A 22,303-nucleotide genomic window follows, 5' to 3' on the forward strand; every position below is an offset into this window, starting at 1 on the left:
CGCTCGGTGAAGCGCTCATCGCCGAAGTGCGAGCGCAGGAACGCGCCAAGCTGCGGCGTGCCGGCGGAGCTCAAGTGAGCGCCGAGGAAAGCCTCCAGGTCCTCCGCGAACGCCTCCGCCGTGGGGTGACGGTCTTCCGGAAACTGGGCCATCGCCTTGAGGACGATGGCCTCCAACTCGACGGGCAGGTCGGGCCGCAGCTCGCGCGGGCGCTTGAACTCGTTGTGCAGGAGCGCGTTGAGCACCGCGAGGTCGTTCTCCCGCGAGAAGGGCCGCACGTGCGTGAGCGCCTCGAACAGGCTGACGCCGAGCGCGAAGATGTCCGCGCGCCGGTCCACCTCGCCGCCCTTCGCCTGCTCCGGCGCCATGTACATGTACTTGCCCTTCACGACGCCGGTGCGCGTGTTGGCGAGCCTCGACTCGGCCTTGGCGATGCCGAAGTCCAACACCTTCACCTGTCCCTGGTACGTCAGGTACAGGTTCGACGGAGAGACGTCGCGGTGGACCACGTTCTGCGGCTGCCCCATCTCATTGGCGAACTCGTGCGCGTAGTGCAGCCCGCGCGCCGAATCGATGAGCACCCGCAGCACAATCGGGAATGGCAGGTACTGCCGCCGACGCCCGGCCAGCCGCAGCGTCGTGGAGAAGTCCTCGCCCGCGAGGTACTCCATGCAGATGTAGTAGCAGCCCTCCGTGAAGCCCAGCTCCTGGATTTGGACGATGTTCGGGTGCGCCAGCTTCGCCGCCAGCCGCGCCTCGTCCCGGAACATCTCCACGAAGTCGGGGATGCTCGACAGGTGCGGCAGCATCCGCTTGATGACGACGTTGCGCTCGAAGCCGTCCGCGCCCAGCAACTTGGCGAGGAAGATCTCCGCCATGCCGCCCTCGGCCAGCTTCCGCACCAGGACGTACGGCCCATACGGACGCAACAACGGCGGCGGGACGTCCTCGGAGCCTGGCTGTGTCGTCGGAGTCAGGGACATCCTCAGGGCCCTCGCTGTCGAAGGGTGCGGACCGTATGGACATCCGGGGCACCGGGACGGGTCATCTTAAACACCAGTACCGGGGGCGCGCCCACTGGCTCCACCCAGGTATCGAAGCGGTGCTTGCCGTCCAGGGAGACAGGACGTCCATTGATGGACACGCGCGCATTCACGGGCGCCACGCCCGAGGCCCGGACCTTCTCGGCGGACCGCTGAGCGTTGCGCGGCTGCGACACCAGCAGCATCGGTACTGAGTTGTCGTACACCAGCTCGAGCTTGTTCATCCGTCCCCCCTTCAGTTGTTCGCCCGTCGCGGACAGCGGCGTGACGGACCAGAGGTAGCTGCCCTCGCCCAACGCGCCCGCGTCCAGCGCCGCGCGAGCCTCTGTCACCGTGCGCTCGGCCACCGGCTTCTCCAGCGAGCCGGCCCGGTACACCGCCACCTTGTACCGCGCCGCCGAGGCCTCCTCCGCATAGGTGAACGTCACCGACGGCGGCTTGTCCTGGTAGAAGATGGTCGTCTTCTCCAGGCCCTCGGGCACCACGTTGCGCACGCGGTCCAGGTCTCCGCCGAGCCGCTCCGGACCGAACGTCGCGCTGCCCTTCGCGAATTCCTGGCCGTCCTTGCCGCGTACCCGCCAGTACAGCGCGCCGCGCGCGGGGGCGGGCACGTTGACGAAGGACTGGAACACCGTGCCGGACAGCAGGGGCCGTGTGAAGGCCGCATCCGAGGCCACCTCCACCAGCACCTCGCCCTCCTTCTCCCAGCCGAAGGCCACCTCGGGCAGCCCCTGGTGGTAGACCTCCGCGCCATCACCAGCGCCGAGCAGCAACGGCGCCGGTCCGAGCGCCTCGATGCGCGCCGTGCCCGACTCACCCGTCACCGTCGCACGCTCACCGGCACGCAGCGGCTGGCGCACGTCCCCGCGCACCAACGTCACCCGCCCCGTGTGCGCGTCGACCAGATAGCCCGTCGAGGTGCGCCGCACCGCCAGTCGCGACGCGCCGTCTCCCTCCAGCGTGAGGCCGGGCAGCACCACGCGACTCTCGCGGCCCTGCGCGAGCTGGACGCCGAGTCCTCCCTGGCGCAGGTCCATCCGGGCCTCGTCCCGCGTGCCACCCTGGCCCGCGCCCTCCAGCACCATCTCCGCCGACGGGCCCAGAGACAACTGAGAGGTCGAGCCCTTCAACGCCAACTCCGCGGTGCCACCGCCGCGCGTGCGTACGCCATCTCCCGGGGCGAGCACATCGCCCTCCGCGCGCAGCGCACGCCAGCGCTTGGAGTCCTTGCCACGCAGCTCCGCCCGCCCCGAGCCCAGTCGCACCGTCACCGAAATGGGCGCGAGTTCCACCAGCCGCGAGCCGCGCAGCAGCAGCTCCGCCCGCCCCGCGGACACCTCGACCGAGTCGCCCTCCGACGCGCGCAGTTGCTGGCCATCCTTGGACACGAACTCGATGGCGCCCAGCTTCACCTCCACGCGCCCGGAGTCTTTCGTCACCTGCACGCTCACCTCGCTGGGCTCGGAGCCCACGCGCGTGAGACCGAAGGGCGTCAGCAGCGTCAGCGCCACCTTCTTGCCACTCGTGGGAGGAGTCCCAGCGGGTCGCGCGGGGACACGCGACAACACGATGCCGCGATCCACCGTCAGCACCACGCTCCCCGCCTCTTCACCCACGCCGACGCGCGCAGCAGCGCCCACTTCCACCGAGCGCCCGTCCGCGAAGCGCATCGTCGCCGCGCCCGTCGCGCCCGTCTCCAGCGCATCGCCCGAATACAGCGGGCCTTCCCGCGCGGGGACCTTCTTGCCGCCGCGCTCCACCAGCACCTCGCCGGACAGGCCCTCCAGGCGAGCCAGCTCCACGGCGGGGCCCGCGTCGACCACGGCCGGAGTCGTCTCCACCACGGGAACGGACGGAGCCGCCGCCTCCTCGTCGCAGGCTGTCGCGACGAGCAAGAGGGTCAGGAGCCAGGGACGCGCGTTACTCACCGTTGATGCCTCGGGACGAAGTCGACAGGGAAGAGGGCGTGTTGCTCACCGCCGCTGCATCGGGAAGGCATCTACGTCGAAGCGGACTCGCGTGCCAACCACCAGCAGGACCACGGGCGAGGGGATGCATGTCGCTCACCGCCGCTGCATCGGGAAGGCATCTACGTCGAAGCGGACTCGCGTGCCAGCCACCAGCAGGACCACGGGCGAGGGGGAGCATGTCACTCACCGCCGCTGCCTCGGGAAGAGGTCGACGTTGAAGATGGCCTGCTCGCCATCCTTCAAGGTGACGAGCTTGGTCTGCGCCAGATAGCCGCGCGCGGAGATGGTGATGCGGTAGGTGCCACCGCGCACCTTGAAGGTGAACGCGCCCTTGGCGTCCGTGCGCGCCTTCACCTTCGCCTGGGGAATGAGCAGCGTGGCCGCGACGGGCTTTCCGCCCCGGGCACTGCGCACCTGACCGGTGAGCGTCGCCGGCTCACCCTTGCGCTCCGAGGCGAGCGGCACGGACAGCTTCGTCTCCTGCCCCGCGACGATGACGGCCGCCTCCTCCGCCACACGATAGCCCTGCGACTTCGCCACCACGGCCACGGGCCCTGGCGGCAGCGCCTTCACCCACGCCTCGCCCTTCAGGTCCGTGCGCACCTCCACGGCCCCCACCGTCAGTCGCACGCCCGGCAACGGCACTCCGTTGCCCGCGCTCACCACCGTCACCTTGAGCCCACCCGTCGCCGGAGGCAGCTTGCGCGGGCGCACCGCCAGCGCCACGCGTCCACCCTCCTCCACGGTGACTCGACCCTCGGCAGGCTCGTAGCCATCGACGCTCACCCGCGCCACGACGTCACCCGGGGGCAGCTCCACGTTCTCCAGCGTGCCTTGCGCATCCGCCTCGCGCGGCGCGCTCTCCACGCCTCCCGACACCAGCACCACCCGCGCTCCGGACAGCGGCGCACCCGACTCCGCGTCCAACACCTGGAGCGACAGCCCTCCCGCTGGCTCCCGCGCGGGAAGCGGCGCCAGTTCCTGGGCCCGAGCCTGGGGCGCATCATTCCAGGCAAGCTCCAGCGCGGCGCCCACCCGACGCATGCGCTGCTCTGACCGCGTCCCGTCCGCGAGCGTCACCGTGTCCTGCACGTGCTGGAAGTCCACGAGCAGCGTGCCGGACCAGCGCTGCGTCCCCGTCAATGGAAACAGCAGCGCGCCCCCGGCCGCGAAACCCTTCGCCTCCGCCTTCGTCCCCGCCGAGTCGCGCACCGCCAGCGCCACCGGCACCTCACCCCGCGCCTCCACCTCCAACCGGGTGAACAGCGGCAGCCGCAGGCTCCCCGTCACCAGCGCCGCGTGCCGAACCCCGCGCGACAGCACCGGCTCCGAGGACGCGCCGAAGTGCGGAAGCTGCGCGAAGCCGTACCCCGCGCCCACCTCGGCCCGCACCGGACCGAGCCAGGTGCGCACCTTGGGCCCCACCGACGCACGCAGCAGGCTGCCTCCGGTGATCCGCAGCGCGCCTTCCTTGAGATCAAACCCCTCCCGCTGCACGCCCGCCCACCCACCAAGCCAGGAGCCCGCCCAGACCGAGCCCACCGCCGCCAGATCATTCGGGGTGAAGCCGTCATACGTAAGCCCAGGCCCTACATCCGCCTGGGCACCGTTGCGGAGGGCCACGCCGTAGCGCAGGCGCAGCGAGGCACGCTCGCGCACCTCCTCCGCCCGGGCGGGCGAGGAGCCGACCAGCACCAACAGCAAGGGCGCCAGACGCGCCAGGATGGGGGCAAGGGGGCGTGGGGGCGTCAAAGCCCGGCGGAGTATAGAGAAAGCCGCGAGCACTCCCAAACCGGCGCCATCCGGGCTTTCAGAAAGCCCTCCAAGGTGCTTGACGGCAACCCCCTGGGTGGCGGGGGCGGGGTCCAGGCCGTGTTCTCACCGCGACGCGCGGATGGCTTCTTGCTGGAGTGGAGGGGCTTTGCTAAGCATCCTCACCGTCGGTAGCGCCTCGTCTAACCTCCGGGATTCACTCCAGAAACAACGGGGTGTTGCCGTGAGGCGGGCGAGCGAACGCTGAGGAGCGCATACGCCCATGGGCACGCAACTGGTGATGTACGAAGAGGAGTTCACCAAGATCAACGCCGTTTGCGACCGGCTCACCAAGGACGCGAACGCGAAGGTGGTGTTCCTCGTCGACAAGAACGGGCAGCTCATCTCCTCGGCCGGGCAGACGCAGAACATCGACACCACGTCCCTGGCCTCGCTGACGGCCGGCAACGTGGCGGCGATGGGCGGACTCGCCAAGCTGATCGGTGAGAACGAGTTCCCCAACCAGTTCCACGAGGGGGCGAAGGACTCGCTCTACATGACCATCGTCGGCAGCCGGGTCGTGCTGGTCGTCATCTTCGACAACCGCACCAGCCTCGGCCTCGTCCGCCTTCGCATCAAGAAGGCCAGCGACGAGCTGACGAAGATCTTCGAGAGTCTGGTGAAGAAGACGGACGCCCCGGGTGCCGGGTCGCCGTTCGCCGAGATCTCCGACGACGATATCGACAACCTCTTCAGCGAGTAACCCGGGAAGCCATGTCCTTCATCAACTACTCATCCCGCGAAATCAACTGCAAGATTGTCTATTACGGGCCGGGTCTCTGCGGGAAGACGACCAACCTTCAGTACATCTACAACAAGACGGCGGCCGAGACGAAGGGCAAGCTGATCTCCCTCTCCACCGAGACGGACCGCACGCTCTTCTTCGACTTCCTGCCGCTGTCGCTCGGTGAGATTCGCGGCTTCAAGACGCGCTTCCACCTCTACACGGTGCCCGGTCAGGTGTTCTACGACGCCAGCCGCAAGCTCATCCTCAAGGGCGTGGACGGCGTCGTGTTCGTGGCCGACAGCCAGATTGAGCGCATGGAAGCGAACATGGAGTCGCTCGAGAACCTGCGCATCAACCTGGCCGAGCAGGGCTACGACCTGAACAAGATTCCCTACGTCCTCCAGTACAACAAGCGGGACCTGCCCAACGCGGTCTCGATGGAGGAGATGCGCAAGGCCATCAACGCGCGCAACATCCCCGAGTACCAAGCCGTGGCGCCCACGGGCGTGGGTGTGTTCGACACGCTCAAGGCCGTGGCGAAGCTGGTGCTCACGGAGCTCAAGAAGGGCGGCTGAGCTGGGAGCAGCCTGGCAGTCAACTCCCGTACCGCGGGTGAGAAGACGCCCCGCGGTCAAGGGTGTTACAACCTGCTGCCGACGGGCCGGGCCGTCCGCCTCCTGAGGTCGCACAGTGCGTGTCGCAGCCGCCACCCTTCGCCTCCTCGCGCTCGTGAGCGCCACCCTCTGTGGGGCGGCGCTCGCGCAGGAGCCGCGCCCCACGGCGCCCGCCGCCGCCTCGAGCGCCCCGGCGGCTTCCACCGAGGGAGACAGCACCGCGGATGAGGCCTTCAACGCGCGGGTGAAGACGCTGGAGGAGCAGGTCGTCGACCTGAAGGAGAAGATCTACCGCTCCAAGGCGCGCCTCCTGTTGCTCCAGGAGACGGTGCTGGGCGGAGACGTCACCACCGGGGCTCGCGCGCTCATCGTCCACAAGAACGAGATGGGCAGCTCCTTCATCCTGGAGTCGGTGACGTACGCGCTGGACGGCGCGCCCATCTTCACGCAGGTCGACATCCAGGGCGAAGAGCTGAGCAAGCGCGAGCAGTTCGAGGTCTTCAACGGGCGCATCGTGCCGGGACAGCACCAGCTCGCGGTGCGGCTCGTGTATCGAGGCGGCGGCTTCGGCGTCTTCAGCTACCTGGAGGGCTACAAGTTCAAGGTGCAATCCAGCTACACCTTCAACGCGGAGCCAGGAAAGGTGTCCACGGTGCGCGTGGTGGGCTTCGAGCAGGGTGGCCTCACGCTGGACATGAAGGACCGGCCCGCGGTGCGCTACGACATCGAGCTGTCGCGCGACTCGGCGCCCCGCATCGACGGCGAAGCGGGCGGAAGCCCCCCGGCCGCCACCTCCACTGAAGCGCGGTAGGGGCCCGCCGGTGAACGTGTCGCTTCGCGCTCTCGCCCTCGCGCTCGGCCTCGTCGGCGGCGCCTCCGCCTGGGCCGCCGAGCCCCCTCCCCCGCCGCCGACTCCTCAGCAGTTGGAGCAGCGGCTGACGGCCGTGGAGCAGCAGCTCCAGCTCGCCGAGGAGAGCCTGCGCTTCGTGGAGACGCAGTACAGCCAGCGCGCGGAGCCCGACGAGGAACAGGCCCGCTCGCGCCGCTACTCCGACGCGGAAATCCAGTACCTGCTCGGAGACTGGAACGCCGCCTCCGTCCTCTTCTATGACCTGGTGAGCGACCCGGGGTTCCGCGGCCACCCGCGCTACGCGGACGCGCTCTACTTCCTCGCGGACGCGCTGTACCAGCAGAAGAACGACATCGGCGCGAGGCTCTATCTGCGCGAGCTGTTGTCGCAGCCCACGCCCTCGGCGCGCCACCGCGACGCCCTCACGCGCTTCCTGGCCATCTCCGGGAGGCTGAACCTCTTCGATGGCGTCGAGGCGTACGTCGAGCAGGCGCGCGGATTGTTCGGCGGGCAGCTCCCGCCCGACGTGCAGTACGTCCAGGCGAAGTGGCTCTTCCGCCGCGCGGACCTGCCCGCCTCGGAGCGAATCGCCCGGGCGCGCTCGGCCTTCGCGCCGCTGGCCCAGGTCCCTGGTGGCCCGTACCAGCTCCAGGCCGGCTACCACATGGCGGTGCTGTCGATGCAGTCCGGCGAGCTGCCCCTCGCCATCCTCCAGTTCCAGCAGCTCCTCACGCCCCTGTCGAACGAGCAGGCCGCCGCGCCCGTCGCGACGTCGGGCAAGCCCGTCACCCGCTCGACGACGGACACGGACACCAAGCGCATCCGGGAGCTGTCGCTGATGTCGCTGGGGCGGCTCTTGTACGAGGCGGGCCGGTTCGACGAGGCGTTGGACCGCTACGGCCAGGTGCCGCAGGACAGTGAGTCCTTCCCGGACTCGCTCTACGAAATCGCGTGGACGCAGGTGCGCAAGGGCAACCACCAGGAGGCGAAGAACGCCGTCGACATCCTGTTGCTCGTCGCTCCCGACGCGAAGCTCGCGCCCGATGCGAAGCTCCTCCAGGGGCACCTGCTCCAGAAGCTCAAGCGGTACGACGAGGCCATCGCCGCGTACGACGAGCTCATCGGCACCTTCCGCCCCGTGCGCGAGAAGGTGGATCTGCTGTTGAACGCCAACCGAGACCCCGTCGCGTACTTCGAGCGGCTCCTGGCGCGCACGGACACCGTCCCCGACGTGCGCACGCTGTTGCCGCCCCTGGCCCTGAAGTACGCGTCCACCGAGCGCGAGGTGAGCAGCGCGGTGAAGATGGTGGGCGACATCGACATCGGGAAGAAGGGCGCGGTCGACGCACGCGAGCTGGCGGCCCGCATCCTCCGCGCGTTGGACGCACGCAAGCTGGAGACCTTCCCGGAGCTGCAGGCGGGCTTCACGCGCTCGGACGCGGTGGAGACGGCCGTCACGCACGTGGAGGCGGCGCTGGTGGAAGTGGAGGGGCTGACGCTGGAGCCTTCACTCACCTCGCAGGAGCGGGAAAGACTCCTCGTGCTGCGCCGTGAGCGCGACGCGCTGGCCGTCCGCTTCGACAAGCTCCCCACCACGCAGAAGGAGATGGAGGAGCGGCTGCGCCGCATGCAGTACCGCGTGGACGCGGTGGACCGCGAAGCCTTCCGGCTGGGCACGGAGATTCAGGGCCTGAACGCCATCGCCTCCTCGGTGCGCAAGTGGGTGGATGACACGCGACTGCTCCGCCAGACGCCGCCCGACGAGGAGCGCGAGTTCCTGGTGCAGCTCCAGGGCGAGGTCCAGACGCTGAACGACCTCCAGATGGAGCTGGACCGGACGCGGGGCCGGCTCGCCGATGAGCGCAACAGCGCCGCGGCCTCCCTCTCGGGAGAGCAGGCCATCCGTGGACGCTACGCGGCGGCGCTGCGCACCGAGCACGAGGTGCTCAGCGAGGCGGAGCGTCGGCAGGCCCCCACCGCCGTGCTGACACACGCGCATCAGGTGCGGGAGCGGGGCGAGGCGCTGAAGAAGCGCGTGGTGGAGGCGCAGGTCGCGCTGAGGGCCAAGGTGGACCAGAAGGGACAGCGCATCCGCGCCAAGGTGCTGGCCGAGCAGCAGTTGCTGGAGCGCTACGAGGCCGAGGTCGCCTCGGTGTCCGGCAACGCCAAGCAGCTGGTGGGCCGCATCGCCTACGACAGCATCCGGCGCGTGCGTCGGCAGTTCTACGACCTGGTGCTCAAGGCGGACGTGGGCGTGGTGGACGTGGCCTTCACCGAGAAGCAGGACAAGACGACGAACATCCAGAAGGTGTCCGCGCAGAAGGCCGAGGCGCTGCGCGCGCTGGACGCCGACTTCCGGGACGTGCTGTCGGAGGAGGGACGGTGATGCGGCGCGTGCTCGCGGTGCTGCTCTCCGTCGCCTCGCTGCCCGCCACCGCCCAGGCGCCGGCCACCGCCGCGCAAGCACCCGCCCCCGCCCAGGTGGAGAGTCCGTCCGGCACACCTGCCGCGGGCTACCTGACGGGCCTGGGCCGCACGCCCGAGGAAGAGGCGCTGCTCCAGGACGTCAGCCGCGCCCTGCGCACGTACGACGAGGAGTCTCGCGAGTTCAGCCGCGAGGTGCAGCTCTTGATGGAGCGCAAGTACGAGCAGAAGCGCGACTCGCTCGCGTCCTCGTACGAGAAGGTCATCCGGGACTTCGAGGCCCAGGAGCGCAAGGAGCGGATGGAGGCCATCGTCCGCTTCGAGGAGTTCCTCCGCCGCTACCCCCAGGAGCCGCGCTACACGCCGGACGTGATGTTCCGACTGGCGGAGCTGTACTACGAGCGCTCCCAGGACGAGCACCAGCTCGCGATGAAGGAGTACCGGGACAGGCTGGAGGCCCACGACAGGAACCCGGACTCGGCCTTCCCCGTGGAGCCGAAGAAGGACTACGGGGACTCCATCGCGCTGTACCGCCGGCTCCTGAAGGACTACCCCACCTACCGCCTCAACGACGGCGCCTGGTACCTGCTGGGCTACTGCCTGGAGGAGCAGGAGGAGGTCGACCAGAGCTTCCGCACCTACCAGCAGCTCATCGCCCGCTATCCGCGGAGCCGCTTCGCCACCGAGGCGTGGGTGCGCATCGGCGAGTACTGGTTCGACAACTACAAGGACCCGCAGGCGCTGCCCCGCTCCGCGCAGGCCTTCGAGGCCGCCGCCCGCGACACGCTGCATCCGCTCTACGACAAGGCCCTCTACAAGCTGGGCTGGACGTACTACCGGATGGACCGCTTCGACGAAGCGGTGGAGTCCTTCCTCACGCTGGTGGACTTCTACGAGGCCCAGCGCGTCGCGAAGGGCGAGGCGGAAGCCGGCGGAGACCTGCGCGACGAGGCCCTCCAGTACGTGGCCATCTCGCTGGCGGACGAGACGTGGGGCGGACTGCCTCGCGCCCAGGCCCTCTTCGCGAAGCGCGGCCCCAAGCCCTACGAGGCGGACGTGTACCGCCGGCTGGGCAACGTCTACTTCGACCAGACGAACCACCCGGCCGCCATCGCGGCGTATCAGCGCGTGCTCCAGCAGAACCCCATGGCGCCGGACGCGCCGGAGCTCCAGCAGCGCATCGCCCTGGCCTATGAGCGGGACAGGCTCCTCGCGGAGGCCTTCGCGGAGTCGGAACGGCTCGCCAGCCTCTACCAGCCCGGCACCGCCTGGTACGCGAAGAACCAGGGGGACCCGGACGCGCTCTCGCGAGCCAACACGCTCGTCGAGAAGAGCCTGTACACGAGCGCCACCTTCCACCACCAGCAGGCGCTGGTGTTCAAGAAGGAGGGCAAGTTCGACCAGGCCAGCGCTGGCTTCGCCACCGCCGCGCGCGCGTACGGCACGTACCTGGAGCGCTTCCCGCGCAGCAAGAGCGCGGGTGAGATGCGCTTCTATTACGCGGAGTGCCTCTACTTCTCCTTCCAGTTCGCCGAGGCGGCGAAGAGCTACGAGCTGGTGCGCGACACCGGCGTGAGCGAGAAGCACCGCGACGAGGCGGCGCACAGCGCGGTGCTCGCGTGGCAGCAGCTGCTCGCGCAGGACCTCCAGGCCGGCAAGGCCCAGGACCTCAAGCCGCTGCGCTCCACCGAGCGGCCCGAGGGCTCGACGGTGAAGCCCGTGCCGCTGGCGCCCACCGAGCAGAAGCTGGTGTCGGCCTCCGACAAGTACGTGGCGCTCTTGCCGCGCGACGCGAAGGCGGCGGGCATCGCCTACAAGGCCGCGGAGCTGTACTACGCGCACGACGACTTCCCCGAGGCCCGCAAGCGCTTCGAGCGCATCATCCAGACGTGGCCCAAGAGCGAGGTGGCCCGCTACGCCACCAACCTCACCGTGGAGACGTTCCTCATCGACAAGGACTGGCGCAGCGTGGAGGAGGTCAGCACCCGGCTGGCCAGCAACACGCAGGTCATCGACCCGACCAGCGACCTCCACAAGCAACTGGTGAAGTTCAAGCTCGCCGGCCGCTTCAAGCTCGCCGACCAGCTCCTCGCAGAGGGCAAGCACGAGGAGGCCGCGCGCAAGTACACCCAGCTCGTCGACGAGGAGCCCCGCCACGAGTTCGCGGACAAGGCCCTCAACAACGCGGCCGTCGCGCACGAGAACACCCGGCGCTTCGACTCCGCGATGAAGCTCTACGAGCGCATCTATCGCGAGTACCCCGCGTCGCCGCTCGCGGACGCGGCGCTGTTCCGCGTGGCCGTGAATGCGGAGAAGTCCTACGACTTCGACAAGGCCGTGGTCAGCTACCAGAAGCTGGTGAAGGACTACCCCGCGTCGAAGGACCGGGAGGCGGCGCTCTTCAACACCGGGCGCCTGCTCGAGGGCCAGCAGCGCTACGCGGAGTCCGCGGCGACGTTCCTGCGCTACGCGGAGCTGTTCCCCACCGCCGAGGACGCTCCGAAGAACCAGTACCGCGCGGCCATCCTGCTGGAGAAGCAGGGCGACCCTCGCGGCGAGGTCCGCGCGCTCCAGGAGTTCGTGCGCAAGTTCGCCAACAAGCCCGGGCAGGTGGAGCTGGTGGTGGACGCGCACCGGCGCATGGGTGACGCGCACCAGAAGCTCGGCGACGAGAAGGAAGCCCAGCGCGCCTACACCCAGGCCGCGAGCGAGTTCGACCGACGCAAGCTCAAGCCGGACACCCATCCCCTCGCGGCGAACGCGGCGGCGTATGGACGCTTCCAGTTGGCGGAGGCGGAGCTGCGGACGTTCGACAAGCTGAAGATTGGCGGCTGGGGCAAGTCCCTGGTGCGCAGCTTCGCGGTGAAGCGCGCGGCGGTGAAGACGGTGAAGGACGCGTACTCGCGCGTCTATCCGTACAAGCAGCTCGAGTGGTCCCTCGCGGCGGCCTACCGCTCCGGCTACGCGCTGGAGCGCTTCGCCAACACCATCATCGAGACGCCCGTCCCGGCCGACGTGAAGAGGCTGGGTGAGGAGGCGGTGGTGACGTACCAGGACCTGCTCGCGCAGAACACGGCGGAGCTGGAGGACGCGGCGGTGGAGAGCTACGCCGTCGCCCTGGCGGAGGCTCGCAAGAACCGCGTCTCCAACGAGTGGACCCGGCGCACGCTGGAGTCCCTCAACCGCTTCCGTCCCAAGGAGTACCCGGTGCTCAAGGCGCCCAAGCAGGCGCTCGCGTCCGACGCCGCCTATCCGGACGGACTCATCGGCAGCGTGAGCGGCCCCGCTCGCCCCACCTCGACGGACGAGAGCCGCATCACCGGGGGAGCCAAGCCGTGAGCTTCACGCCACGCACTCCGGGCGCCTCCGCCCTTACCGCGCTGTTCCTGTCCTTGGGCCTGTGGCTGTCCGCGTGTGCCTCGGCGCCCTCGGCTCCGAAGACGCGCCCCGCTCCCGAAGCCACGGCCCCCGTCGAAGGCACGGTCAACGCGAACTCGAAGCCCACGCCCACCGTCGTCGCGCCTCCTCCCCGAAGCGCGGCGCAGGACTTCGAGCAGGCCGTGGCGATTGCACGGGCCGGAGAGCTGACGGCGGCGGAGTCCGCGCTGCGCGCACTGGTGACGCAGAATCCGCGGCTCGACTACGCGTGGACGAACCTGGGCATCGTCCAGGAGCGGCTGGGTCGTCACGAGGACGCGGAGCGCTCGTATCGACAGGCGCTGGCGGTGGCCCCCGAGCAGGAGTCCGCGTGGGACTGCCTGGCGCGCCTGTATGGCCGCACGGACCGCTCGGCGGCGCTGGAGACGGAGCTGCGCGGGCTGGTGGAGGCGAAGCAGGACTCGGTGCCGCTGCACACGGCGCTGGCCATCACCCTGCTCCAGCAGAAGAAGCTGGCACCGGCCGCCGCCGAGGCGAAGCAGGCCCTGCGGCTCGATGAGCGGAACACGCGCGCCATGCAGGTGCTCGCGCAGGTGTACTACCGCGAGGGCAAGCACGAGCTGGCGCGCATGGTGCTGGAGAACGCGCGGGACATCGCGCCCGGCGACGCGGCCACTCGCAACGCGCTGGGGCTGGTGTACCTGGCGCTGAAGGTCGGCCCGCAGGCGCTGGAGGAGTTCAAGGAGGCCGCGAAGCTCCGGCCCGACTTCGCCGAGGCGCGCAACAACTTCGGCGCGCTGCTCAACGAGGCCCAGGACTACCCGGCCGCCGTCACCGAGCTCGAAGCCGCGGTGCGCGCCGCCCCCGACTTCGCCGCCGCGCGCCTCAACCTGGGCAACGCGTACCGGGGCCAGGGCGAGTTCGAGCGCGCCAAGTCCGAGTACGAGCAGGTGCTCACGCTGCGCCCCGGTCAGCCCGACCCGTTCTTCAACCTCGCCATCCTGTTCCTCGACGTGGAGCCTCCAGGGGTGGACCCCGTCGAGCGGTACAAGACGGCCATCACCTACTTCGAGCGCTACGAAGCCCAGGGCGGGCGCGACGAGCGCATCCCCCAGTACACGAAGGACGCGCGCAAGAGCATCGAGCGCGAGGAGCGACGGCTGGAGCGCGAGCGCAAGGACCAGCTCCGCAAGGCCGCGGAGCAGGAGAAGGCCCAGCGCGAACAGGCGAAGCAGGCCGCCGAGAACCCCTCTCCGCCCACGCAAGCCGCGCCCTCGGCCAGCGACGCGCCCCCCGCCGCGATCTCGAGCCCCGAAGCAGCCCCGGCCGCGAAAGCCCCTTCCGGCTCACAGCCCGCCCCCACCCCGGCTCCTCCCGCGCACGTCGGAGCACCCTCCGAGGGAACTCCGCCCCCCGCGCCGGTGTCCCAGCCCGAGCCCGCTCCCGGCACCGCGCCCTCGAAGAGCGGCTCGGGTAAGCTGGCCACCGACAAGAACTAGGACCGCATGCGCGCCACCTTCGCCCTCTTCGTGCTCCTCATCGCCGCGCCCGTGCTCGCGCAGGACGCTCGCAAGTCCTCCGCGCCCGGCACTGGCGGAGCCACGTCGAGCAGCGAAGCGGCGCCCGCGAAGAAGGCGCCTCGCAAGGTCATCCGCCTGGACGCGCTCACCGTCGAGGGCCGCATCCAGAAGCCCCAGGCGTTCTACATCCTCCCCCGCTCCAACCTGAGCTTCGACGACCTCAACCGCACGGAGAGCTTCGTGCCCAAGGTCGAGAAGAGCGTCGAGCAGGAGCCCTTCTAGGCCATGGCCGCCCCGTCATCTTCCAAGCTGCTCCGCGTCGGCCTCATCCAGAACGGCCAGATCGTCGAAGAGCACCACGTCCGGCGCGAGAGCGTCACCATCGGCCATGACGCGCGCAACACCATCGTCCTGCCCGCCTCGGACGACCGGCCCGCGCGCTTCAGCGTGTTCGAGAGCCAGGGCCACCAGTTCCTGCTCGTCATCAACGAGTCCATGAAGGGCCGCGTCAACCTCGGCTCCTCCGACGTGGACTTCGACGCGCTGCGCTCCCAGGGCATCGCCTCGCGCCGGGGCGACCTCTACGTCCTGCCCCTCCAGGAGACCGCGCGCGGCAAGGTGGAGCTGGGCGACGCCACCCTCTTCTTCCAGTTCGTCACGCCCCCGGCCGAGGAAGCCCGTCCGCTGATGCCCTCGGACATCCGCGTCAGCCGCTGGAAGACGATGGACCGCGTCTTCTTCGGCATCCTCGCGGCCTCGCTGCTCGTCCACTTCTCCGGCGCCGCCATCATCCTCTCCGCTGAAGCACCCAAGGAGCAGGAGCTGGCGTTGGATCAGCTCGATGACCGCTTCGTGCGCGCCATCATCCCCCAGCGCCCCATCGAGCCGGTGAAGCCCGCCACGGCGGGACCCACCGAGGCACCGAAAGAAGACCCCAAGCCCACCGAGCCGAAGGACGGCACGGACAAGCCCGCGTCGGAGAGGCCCGCGGCCATCGCCGCCGCCGAGCGCCACGCGGAGATGGTGAAGAAGGTCTCCGACAAGGGCCTCTTGAAGATGCTCGGCTCCAAGGGCTCCGGCACCGGCGCGTTCCAGGACGTGCTGGGCGGCGCCAGCGGTGGCAGCGACATCGTCGCGGCGCTCCAGGGCGCGGGCGGCGTGGGCGTGGCCACCGAGGCCTCCGTCGGCAAGGGCAACGCCCCGCGCGGCGGTGGCACCGGCACCGTGACGGGCATCGGCGAGCTGGGCACCCAGGGCGGCGGCAAGGTGGACCTGGGCACGAAGAAGGAAGTCGAAGTGAAGGGCCGCGTGCAGGACTCGACTCCAGAGGTCGACAGCTCCGACGTGGACCGCGACGCGCTCGCCCGCTACGTCCGCGCGCGCAAGGGCGCCATCCAGAGCTGCTACGAGAAGGAGCTCAAGCGAAACCCCAACCTCAAGGGCAAGGTGGTGGTGCGCTTCTCCATCACCCCCTCCGGTCGGGTGGGTGACTTCGACATCGACGAGAACACGCTCGGCAGCGAGGCGGTGGCCAGTTGCATCCGCGCCGCCATCCGCGGCTGGGTGTTCCCGTTCAAGCCCGAGTCCGCCGCCACCGTGTCCTACCCCTTCGTCTTCTCGCCAACGGGGTAGTCTCCAGCGCCGGTGCACCTGGCGCGGGCTCCGAGGACACCATGGAGAAGCTGGCCGTCATCGCCGCCTCACCGCTGTTCGAGATGCTCTCCCCCGTGGAGCTGGACCGCCTGGCGGAGCTCGCCCGGACGCGCCACTGCGCCCCCGGCGAGGTCATCTTCGCGGAGGGCGACCTGGGCGACAGCCTCTTCGTCGTCGTCGAGGGCCAGGTGGAGGTCGTCCGCGATGGCGATCCCCAGGCCCTGGCCGTGCTGTCCCACCCCGAGTTCTTCGGGGAGATGGGCCTCATCGACAAGGACTACCGCTCCGCCACCGTCCGCGCGCGCACCCGGGCCCACCTGCTCCAGCTGACCGCCGGGGACTTGCGCGCCTTCCGCGGCGACCACGCCGAGGGCTTCACCTTCGTCGTCGTCAACATCGCCCGAAGCCTGGCTGCTCGACTGCGTGAGGCCAATGCCCGCCTCTCCGGTAACCACTGAATAACTGGGGGGTTGTCGCGTTGACACCCCTCCCCCCGCCTTCTACGCTTTGACGCAATGGGATGGGCCGGGAGAGCCGAGAGGCGTATGCGCACTGTCGGAATCGTCGCTGCAATCGTCGCCACGGGCGTGGCCGTCGCGCAGGGACCGGTGCCGTCGCCCCGGGCGCCCGCCGCCTCCGCCGCGCTGGAGAAGGCCAGCGAGGTGCCTGACTCGCAGAAGCTGGAGCGCAGCACCCAGGCGCTGAGCGGGATGCGAGACGTGCTCCGCCAGGTGCTCGGCAAGGTGGAGGAGGCGCGCCGCACCAAGGACGTGGTGAAGCTCAACTGCGCCAACGAGAAGCTCACGCAAATCAAGGGCCTGCTGCGCATCTCCGAGCAGGCGGACGTGTCGCTCCAGGAGGCCCTCACCCGGCGCGAGGTCTCCACCAGCGAGCACGAATACACCAAGGTCATGATCGCCCGGCAGAAGGTCGCCCAGCTCCGCTCGGAGGCCGAGGAGTGCATCGGCCAGCTCGCCTTCCGCACCGACGAGAACCTCTTCGTCGAGGTGGAGGAGCCCGAGAACCTGCCTGGCGGTGACCCCACTCGCCCGCCTCCTCCCGACGACATCTTCGTCAGGCCCCCGCCCGCGAGCCCCATCAACTAGTCCCGTGCGCCCTCCGGCCCTCCGGGCAAGTCCAAGTCCCGTGTCGAACAATTCTTCGGCCTCTGAAATCGCGCGTGCTATGACGCCCGAGGCCGTCCGCATGAAAGGTGGGAGTGGGTACGCCCTCTCACTGGGAAGCCACTGCGAGCCATGACGCTGAGAGGGACATTCTGGGGCACGGTCTGCGGGCTGGCGCTGATGGCGCTCGGCTCCGTGGCCATGGCTCAGGACGGAGTCTCCGCGCCCGCTACGGGTGGCAACGGCTTCAAGGTCGGCAACGGCCGGCTGCATCCGTACTTCGATTTGGAGACGCGCCTGGACAGCGGCGTGGGCTACTTCGGTCGCGAGGGCCAGGAGTTCCCCGCGGGCGTGTCGTCGGACCTGTCGGGTGAATTGGTGATGCACATCCGGCCGGGCTTCCGGCTGGACATCCCCTCTCCCCGGCTGGCGTTCAACCTCAACGCCAACCTGGACTACGTGCTCTTCACGGGCCTGATGACGAAGGGCTCGAACGCGGCCTCGCACCTGGAGGGCGCGGCGGACCTGCTGGCGCGCATCAACCCGGAGGCGCCGCTGTCGCTGGAGCTGTCGGACCAGTTCGTGCGCTCGGACCGGACGCGCACGGCGGCCATCGGCGCGGGCATCCTCAGCCTCTACAACGAGGCCAGGGTGAGGGCCCCGTGGCGGCCGGGTGGCGGCGCGGTGGAGGTGACTCCGGGCGTGGCCTACGCGGTGGAGTTCTTCGAGCCGCTGGCCGCTTCTGCGCCCGCCGACTGTGGCGACAGCGTGTGCGACCCCGTCGGCGCGGAGCGCTTCAACTACGGCAACCTGCACCTGGGCGTGGAGAGCCGCTGGCGCTTCCTGCCGAAGACGGCGCTGGTGCTCGACACCGGCGTGGACGTGCGCCGCTACTTCAACGACGGCGGTCCCAACGCCACGCTGCTGCGCGCGATGATTGGCGTGGCGGGCCTCGTGTCGCCCAAGGTCGCGGTGACGGCGAAGGCGGGCTGGGGGCAGAACTTCGGGGCCACGGGCGGCGGGACGGTGATTGGCCAGCTCGATGGCACCTACCTGTTCAGCCCCACGCTGACGTTCAAGGGCGGCTATCTGCGCAGGCTGGAGCCGGTGGCGGCCTACGGCACGTTCCGCGATGACCGCTTCTCCGCGGAGGCCCGCGCGCTGATGGGCGGCAAGCTGACCTTGCACGCGGTGGGCATGGTGGACTTCCTGAGCTTCACCGGCAGCCGTGGCGACACGGTGGTGACGGTGGACGCGGGGCCCGAGTACCAGTTCCGTCCGTGGCTCATCGGCGCCGCGGGCTACATGCTGAGCAACCGCACTTCCTCGGTGGATGGCGGCGGCCTGAACTACACGCGCCACGAGGGGTATGCTCGCCTCTCGGTGACGTACTGAGCCCCCGCAGCGCCGGGGAAGCTTCCCCGCCCACGAGGTCTCCTCCCGGATGAGAACCCTCCGTCTCCCTCTCGCCCTGCTCCTGTCGGGAGCGCTGTCCGCGTGCTTCGGCTCGGCGCCGCGTCCTCCGCCTCCCGCGCCCACGCCGGCGGCCGAGGCGGGAGAGGCCCGCTCGGGTGGCGGCACGCTGGGGCCCGGCGACGTGGTGGAGGTGCGCGTCTTCCAGGAGCCCGAGCACTCCGGGACGTGGCGCCTGTCGCCCGAGGGCACCATCGACTACCCGCTGTGCGGCAAGGTGCCGCTGCGCGGGACGACGCCCAGCACCGCGGCGGACACGCTGCGCGAGTGCCTGTCCCGCTACGTGCGCCGGCCACAGGTGTCGGTGCTCATTCGCGAGTACAACTCGCACAAGGTGTTCGTCTTCGGCGAAGTGCAGAAGCCCGGCACCTTCCCGGTGGATGGGGAGATGTCCATCGTCCAGGCGATTACGCTCGCGGGCGGCTTCACCAAGCTGGCGGCGAAGAACAACACGCTGGTGACGCGCGTGGTGGACGGCCAGGAGCGCAAGATTCGCGTGCCCGTCGAGGACATCGGCGTGGGCCGCGAGAAGAACTTCATGCTCCAACCCGGCGACATCGTCTTCGTGCCGGAGAGCTTCTTCTAGGTCGCGCGGCACCCAGCGCGCGGAGCACGTCGCACGGTGCAGAATCCCGCGTGCATGCCCCACCTGGTGCTCGTTGGCTCTGAGTCCTTTCCCTTCGTGCGCGACGTGCTTCGCGCCGAGGCCCACCGCGCGGGACTGCGCGTCGTCGAAGTCTCCATGCGCGACTGGGGCTCCAGCGTCACCCCCTGGGTGGAAGTCGTGGGCGGACGCTTTCGCGCGGGCCTCTTGGGGCCCTGGGGCGACTTGGAGCTGCGGCCCGAGGACGTCTTCTGGTGTATCTCCGAAGGTCCCCTGCCCCGGGCGGAGAGCGACTACCTGGACTCGGAGCACGAAGCGCTGCGCGAGGCCTTCCACACGTGCTGCCCCGCGCGCGTCATCAACCGTCGCGGACTGCTCGCGCCGCTGTGGACGACGGCGACGTGGCGGATGCTCGCCCAGCGACTGCCTTCACCAGAGGCCGACAGCGTCCTCGCGCCGCCGCACTTCCACCTGGGCGCGCCGCCCGAGGACGGCCAGCGCTGGACTCGGTGGCCCGAGGAGGCGGAGACGAGCATGGGGCAGGTGTGGTGGACGGTGCCCGAGCCCGGTCCGCTGAGACAAGCCCTGGTGCTGGGCTCGCACGTCTCGCTCTCGCCGCTGGAGTTCGAGGAGGAGCCCCCCGCCTTGCCTCCGGAGCTGGAAGCGGACCTCACGCGGCTGGCCACCGCCTGCGGCGCCGACGTCCTGGAAGTCCTGCTGGTGCCCTCGGGCACACCGGACGCCTCCGCGCGGTGGACGGCCCTCCAGTTGGGCACGTCTCCCGAGGGACTGGAGCGCCTGCTGGCGCAGGAGGACGCCGAAGTGCTCGCGCAAGTGGAGCGCTTCCTTCGTGAGCGACTGGCGAGCAAGGAGGACGCGCGATGATCCTCGTCATGGGCCCCGTGGATGAGCTGCTGACGGCGTTCTTCCTCAAGCACCTCACCGACACGAAGCGCGAATACCTCTTCGTGGACGAGCGCCACCTGGGCAGCGAGGTGCACCTGGAGCTGGACCTGCCGCAGGGCCCCTCGGGGCCGGGACGCCTGCGGGGCGCGGTGCACTTCCCCACGTGGCGCGTCGGGCTGGAGGAAATCTCCGGCATCTACTCGCGGCTGGGGACGGGCAACGTCGAGCAGCAGCGGACGCCCGAGGTGCGCGCCGAGCAGGCCCACGCGGCGGCGCTGCTCGACCTCTTCCCGGGCCCGGTGGCCAACCGCGCCACCGCGATGCTCTCCAACGGCAGCAAACCCTGTCAGTACGCCGCCATCCTCGCCGCCGGCCTGCGAGTGCCGGACACCCTGGCGGGTGGCACCTGGGAGCGCTGGGAGCCCTTCGCGAGGGCGCTCGACGGGGACCCCGTCATCAAGTCCGTCAGCGACGAGCGCTCCCTGGTGAAGCAGGTGTCATGGGAGGCCACCCGCGCCTCCGCCCGGCCCGGCCAGGCGCTGGCGCCCCACCAGTTCCAGCAGCGCATCCAGGGCACCAACATCCGGGCCCACGTCGTGGGCGCCCGCCACGTGCTGGCCTGCCGCGCGGAGACACAGGCGCTGGACTACCGCCACCCCGACATGACAGGCCACTCGGTGAGCCTGCGCACCACCGAGCTGCCCGAGCCCGTCGCCGAGGCCTGCCGCCGGCTGTCACGGGCGCTCGGCGTCGACCTGGCAGGCGTCGACCTCATCGAGCCCCCGGGAGGCTCCTCCAGGCCCGAGGACTGGGTCTGCCTGGAGGTGAATACCTGCCCGGGCTTCATGTGGTTCGAGCAGAACGCGGGGCTCCCTATCGCCCGGGTACTTGCGGATTTCCTCGACACTTCGATAGGCTCATGACGCTGTAATTTTCCGAGGACTTGGGAATCCCGGAAATCACCAGGGGGAAGTACACCATGTCGAACGAGACGACCGAAGCGGGACTCATTTCGTCGCAGGACCTGCCGAAGCTGGCGGAGGCGGGGCACGTCGCGGCGCCCACGGTGGGCAACAGCGCCGCGGAGCTGCGCGAGGCGGTGCAGTCGGCGCTCGCCGAGCAGTGGTCGCTGATGGGCGTCATCAACACGGGCAAGAAGGCCTCCGACCTCGGCAAGAAGGCGGCGGACGCGCTGACCGACAAGGGCAAGGACATCGAGGACAAGGCCACGCACGCGGAGAAGGACGCCCGCGACGAGGCGCACCGGAAGATGAACTCCGACAAGTCCAAGAAGCACGGGCGGGAAGTGGGGGCGCAAGGCGCCACCGCGAACGCCTTCGCCCGGGCGCTGTCCGAGCTGCGCGGCTGAGCTTCAGGAGCGGGGTGACCAGCCCAGCTCGTCGATGAAGTGCCTGGCCTCGGCGAGCATCACCGGGGCCAGCGTGGGCGCGGAGGCGATGACATCTCCGCGCATCACGCTGAAGGGAGCGCCCGTGACATGGCGGATGACGCCTCCGGCCTCCTCCACGAGCAGCGAGCCCGCGGCGATATCCCAGGGCTTGAGGCCGAACTCGAAGAAGCCATCGAAGCGCCCCGCGGCCACGTAGGCCAGGTCCATGGCGGCGCTGCCCGTGCGGCGCATCCCCTGAGCGCGCAGGACGAAGCGGGTGAAGAGGCCCACCGGCCCCTCCGGATTCTCGCGCACGTCGTAGGGAAAGCCCGTGCACAACAGCGCCCTGTCCAGCCTGTCCACGGTGCTGGTGCGCAGCGGGCGGCCGTTGAGCGTGGCGCCCTCCCCTCGCGCGGCGGAGAACAGCTCATCCAGCATCGGGTCATACACGGCGCCGGCCAGCACGCCGCTGGGGCCCTCCACCGCCACGCTGACGCAGAAGTGCGGCACGCGGTGGGCGTAGTTGGTGGTGCCGTCGAGCGGGTCCACCAGCCAGCGCAGGCCATCCGTGCCCGCCGTCGCGCCGCTCTCCTCCGCGAGGATGGCGTGGGTGGGGTGACGCAAGCGGATGAACGCGAGCAGCGCCTCCTCGGATGCGCGGTCCGCGTCCGTCACCAGGTCGATGCCGCCCTTGAGTTCGATGACGCGCTCGCGGAAGAAGCGGTCGGCGAGGATGCGGCCGCCAAGGCGCGCACCCTCCTCCGCGGTGCGGCGCAGCTCGGCGGGAGTCTCCGGGGCCGTGTCAGCCATGACGT

19 protein-coding genes are annotated in these 22,303 nt (G+C 69.9%); 15 read left to right on the forward strand and 4 right to left on the reverse strand.

Features of this window, described 5'->3' with window-relative positions; genetic code table 11:
- The 3 genes from ACN469_RS19940 to ACN469_RS19950 form a co-directional block, all read right to left on the reverse strand.
- A partial coding sequence (locus tag ACN469_RS19940; RefSeq protein WP_498770221.1) for a serine/threonine-protein kinase occupies nt 1-983 on the reverse strand: 983 nt, incomplete at its 3' end.
- 2 nt (nt 984-985) lie between these two features.
- Nucleotides 986-2,971, reverse strand: a complete 1,986-nt coding sequence (locus ACN469_RS19945) for a FecR family protein (protein ID WP_498770222.1) — start codon at nt 2,969-2,971, stop codon at nt 986-988.
- A gap of 225 nt (nt 2,972-3,196) precedes the next feature.
- Nucleotides 3,197-4,708: an MSCRAMM family protein gene (locus ACN469_RS19950; RefSeq protein ID WP_498770387.1), complete on the reverse strand. Its 1,512-nt coding sequence runs from the start codon at nt 4,706-4,708 to the stop codon at nt 3,197-3,199.
- A gap of 340 nt (nt 4,709-5,048) precedes the next feature.
- On the opposite strand from ACN469_RS19950, the gene mglB reads away from it, so the two are divergent.
- The 15 genes from mglB to ACN469_RS20025 all read left to right on the forward strand — a co-directional run bounded on the left by mglB (nt 5,049) and on the right by ACN469_RS20025 (nt 21,467).
- A complete protein-coding gene (gene mglB, locus ACN469_RS19955) occupies nt 5,049-5,528 on the forward strand; it encodes a gliding-motility regulator GTPase-activating protein MglB (RefSeq protein WP_163866756.1) in 480 nt (159 codons plus the stop codon).
- Between the two features lie 11 nt (nt 5,529-5,539).
- Nucleotides 5,540-6,127: a gliding-motility regulator Ras-like GTPase MglA gene (gene mglA / locus ACN469_RS19960; RefSeq protein ID WP_163866755.1), complete on the forward strand. Its 588-nt coding sequence runs from the start codon at nt 5,540-5,542 to the stop codon at nt 6,125-6,127.
- A 115-nt stretch (nt 6,128-6,242) separates the two neighbouring features.
- The gene (locus tag ACN469_RS19965; RefSeq protein ID WP_498770225.1) at nt 6,243-6,977 is read left to right on the forward strand and encodes a dihydrolipoamide acetyltransferase; all 735 of its coding nucleotides are present in this window, start codon (nt 6,243-6,245) and stop codon (nt 6,975-6,977) included.
- Nucleotides 6,978-6,993: 16 nt separating this feature from the next.
- The gene (locus ACN469_RS19970) at nt 6,994-9,402 is read left to right on the forward strand and encodes a tetratricopeptide repeat protein (RefSeq protein ID WP_498770227.1); all 2,409 of its coding nucleotides are present in this window, start codon (nt 6,994-6,996) and stop codon (nt 9,400-9,402) included.
- Nucleotides 9,402-12,779 (forward strand): tetratricopeptide repeat protein, encoded by a 3,378-nt coding sequence (locus tag ACN469_RS19975; RefSeq protein WP_498770229.1) that lies wholly within the window; start codon nt 9,402-9,404, stop codon nt 12,777-12,779. Before ACN469_RS19970 ends, ACN469_RS19975 begins: the two co-directional genes overlap by 1 nt.
- On the forward strand, nt 12,776-14,317 hold the full coding sequence (locus tag ACN469_RS19980; protein ID WP_498770231.1) for a tetratricopeptide repeat protein: 1,542 nt from the start codon (nt 12,776-12,778) through the stop codon (nt 14,315-14,317). The genes ACN469_RS19975 and ACN469_RS19980 overlap by 4 nt, the downstream gene beginning before the upstream one ends.
- 6 nt (nt 14,318-14,323) lie before the next feature.
- Nucleotides 14,324-14,620: a hypothetical protein gene (locus ACN469_RS19985; protein ID WP_498770233.1), complete on the forward strand. Its 297-nt coding sequence runs from the start codon at nt 14,324-14,326 to the stop codon at nt 14,618-14,620.
- A gap of 3 nt (nt 14,621-14,623) precedes the next feature.
- Nucleotides 14,624-15,970, forward strand: coding sequence for an AgmX/PglI C-terminal domain-containing protein (locus ACN469_RS19990; RefSeq protein ID WP_498770235.1), 1,347 nt, complete (start codon nt 14,624-14,626; stop codon nt 15,968-15,970).
- Between the two features lie 41 nt (nt 15,971-16,011).
- Complete coding sequence (locus ACN469_RS19995; RefSeq protein ID WP_498770237.1) at nt 16,012-16,449, forward strand: cyclic nucleotide-binding domain-containing protein; 438 nt, start codon at nt 16,012-16,014, stop codon at nt 16,447-16,449.
- A gap of 87 nt (nt 16,450-16,536) precedes the next feature.
- Nucleotides 16,537-17,097, forward strand: a complete 561-nt coding sequence (locus ACN469_RS20000) for a hypothetical protein (protein ID WP_498770239.1) — start codon at nt 16,537-16,539, stop codon at nt 17,095-17,097.
- 150 nt (nt 17,098-17,247) lie between these two features.
- Complete coding sequence (locus tag ACN469_RS20005) at nt 17,248-18,510, forward strand: hypothetical protein (protein ID WP_498770240.1); 1,263 nt, start codon at nt 17,248-17,250, stop codon at nt 18,508-18,510.
- A gap of 49 nt (nt 18,511-18,559) precedes the next feature.
- Nucleotides 18,560-19,174: a polysaccharide biosynthesis/export family protein gene (locus tag ACN469_RS20010; protein WP_498770242.1), complete on the forward strand. Its 615-nt coding sequence runs from the start codon at nt 18,560-18,562 to the stop codon at nt 19,172-19,174.
- 36 nt (nt 19,175-19,210) lie between these two features.
- Nucleotides 19,211-20,077: a hypothetical protein gene (locus tag ACN469_RS20015; RefSeq protein WP_498770244.1), complete on the forward strand. Its 867-nt coding sequence runs from the start codon at nt 19,211-19,213 to the stop codon at nt 20,075-20,077.
- Nucleotides 20,074-21,021 carry an ATP-grasp domain-containing protein gene (locus tag ACN469_RS20020; protein ID WP_498770246.1) on the forward strand — a complete coding sequence of 316 codons (948 nt, stop codon included), beginning with the start codon at nt 20,074-20,076 and terminating at the stop codon, nt 21,019-21,021. The genes ACN469_RS20015 and ACN469_RS20020 overlap by 4 nt, the downstream gene beginning before the upstream one ends.
- 56 nt (nt 21,022-21,077) lie before the next feature.
- Nucleotides 21,078-21,467: a hypothetical protein gene (locus ACN469_RS20025; RefSeq protein WP_498770247.1), complete on the forward strand. Its 390-nt coding sequence runs from the start codon at nt 21,078-21,080 to the stop codon at nt 21,465-21,467.
- 3 nt (nt 21,468-21,470) lie between these two features.
- Here the strand turns inward: ACN469_RS20025 and ACN469_RS20030 are convergent, their stop codons facing one another.
- Nucleotides 21,471-22,298 (reverse strand): inositol monophosphatase family protein, encoded by an 828-nt coding sequence (locus ACN469_RS20030; protein WP_498770249.1) that lies wholly within the window; start codon nt 22,296-22,298, stop codon nt 21,471-21,473.
- Nucleotides 22,299-22,303 lie beyond the last annotated feature (5 nt).

The organism is Corallococcus terminator (genome assembly GCF_049194865.1).
In the GTDB taxonomy this organism is placed as follows: Bacteria; Myxococcota; Myxococcia; order Myxococcales; family Myxococcaceae; genus Myxococcus; species Myxococcus terminator_A.

Excerpts from the sequence above, each read along its gene's own strand:
- mglB (WP_163866756.1), top strand. The coding sequence starts at position 5,049 with ATGGGCACGCAACTGGTGATGTACGAAGAGGAGTTCACCAAGATCAAC.
- mglA (WP_163866755.1), top strand. The coding sequence starts at position 5,540 with ATGTCCTTCATCAACTACTCATCCCGCGAAATCAACTGCAAGATTGTC.
- ACN469_RS19975 (WP_498770229.1), top strand. The coding sequence starts at position 9,402 with ATGCGGCGCGTGCTCGCGGTGCTGCTCTCCGTCGCCTCGCTGCCCGCC.
- ACN469_RS19985 (WP_498770233.1), top strand. The coding sequence starts at position 14,324 with ATGCGCGCCACCTTCGCCCTCTTCGTGCTCCTCATCGCCGCGCCCGTG.
- ACN469_RS19990 (WP_498770235.1), top strand. The coding sequence starts at position 14,624 with ATGGCCGCCCCGTCATCTTCCAAGCTGCTCCGCGTCGGCCTCATCCAG.
- ACN469_RS19995 (WP_498770237.1), top strand. The coding sequence starts at position 16,012 with ATGGAGAAGCTGGCCGTCATCGCCGCCTCACCGCTGTTCGAGATGCTC.
- ACN469_RS20000 (WP_498770239.1), top strand. The coding sequence starts at position 16,537 with ATGCGCACTGTCGGAATCGTCGCTGCAATCGTCGCCACGGGCGTGGCC.
- ACN469_RS20005 (WP_498770240.1), top strand. The coding sequence starts at position 17,248 with ATGACGCTGAGAGGGACATTCTGGGGCACGGTCTGCGGGCTGGCGCTG.
- ACN469_RS20010 (WP_498770242.1), top strand. The coding sequence starts at position 18,560 with ATGAGAACCCTCCGTCTCCCTCTCGCCCTGCTCCTGTCGGGAGCGCTG.
- ACN469_RS20020 (WP_498770246.1), top strand. The coding sequence starts at position 20,074 with ATGATCCTCGTCATGGGCCCCGTGGATGAGCTGCTGACGGCGTTCTTC.
- ACN469_RS20025 (WP_498770247.1), top strand. The coding sequence starts at position 21,078 with ATGTCGAACGAGACGACCGAAGCGGGACTCATTTCGTCGCAGGACCTG.
- ACN469_RS20030 (WP_498770249.1), bottom strand. The coding sequence starts at position 22,298 with ATGGCTGACACGGCCCCGGAGACTCCCGCCGAGCTGCGCCGCACCGCG.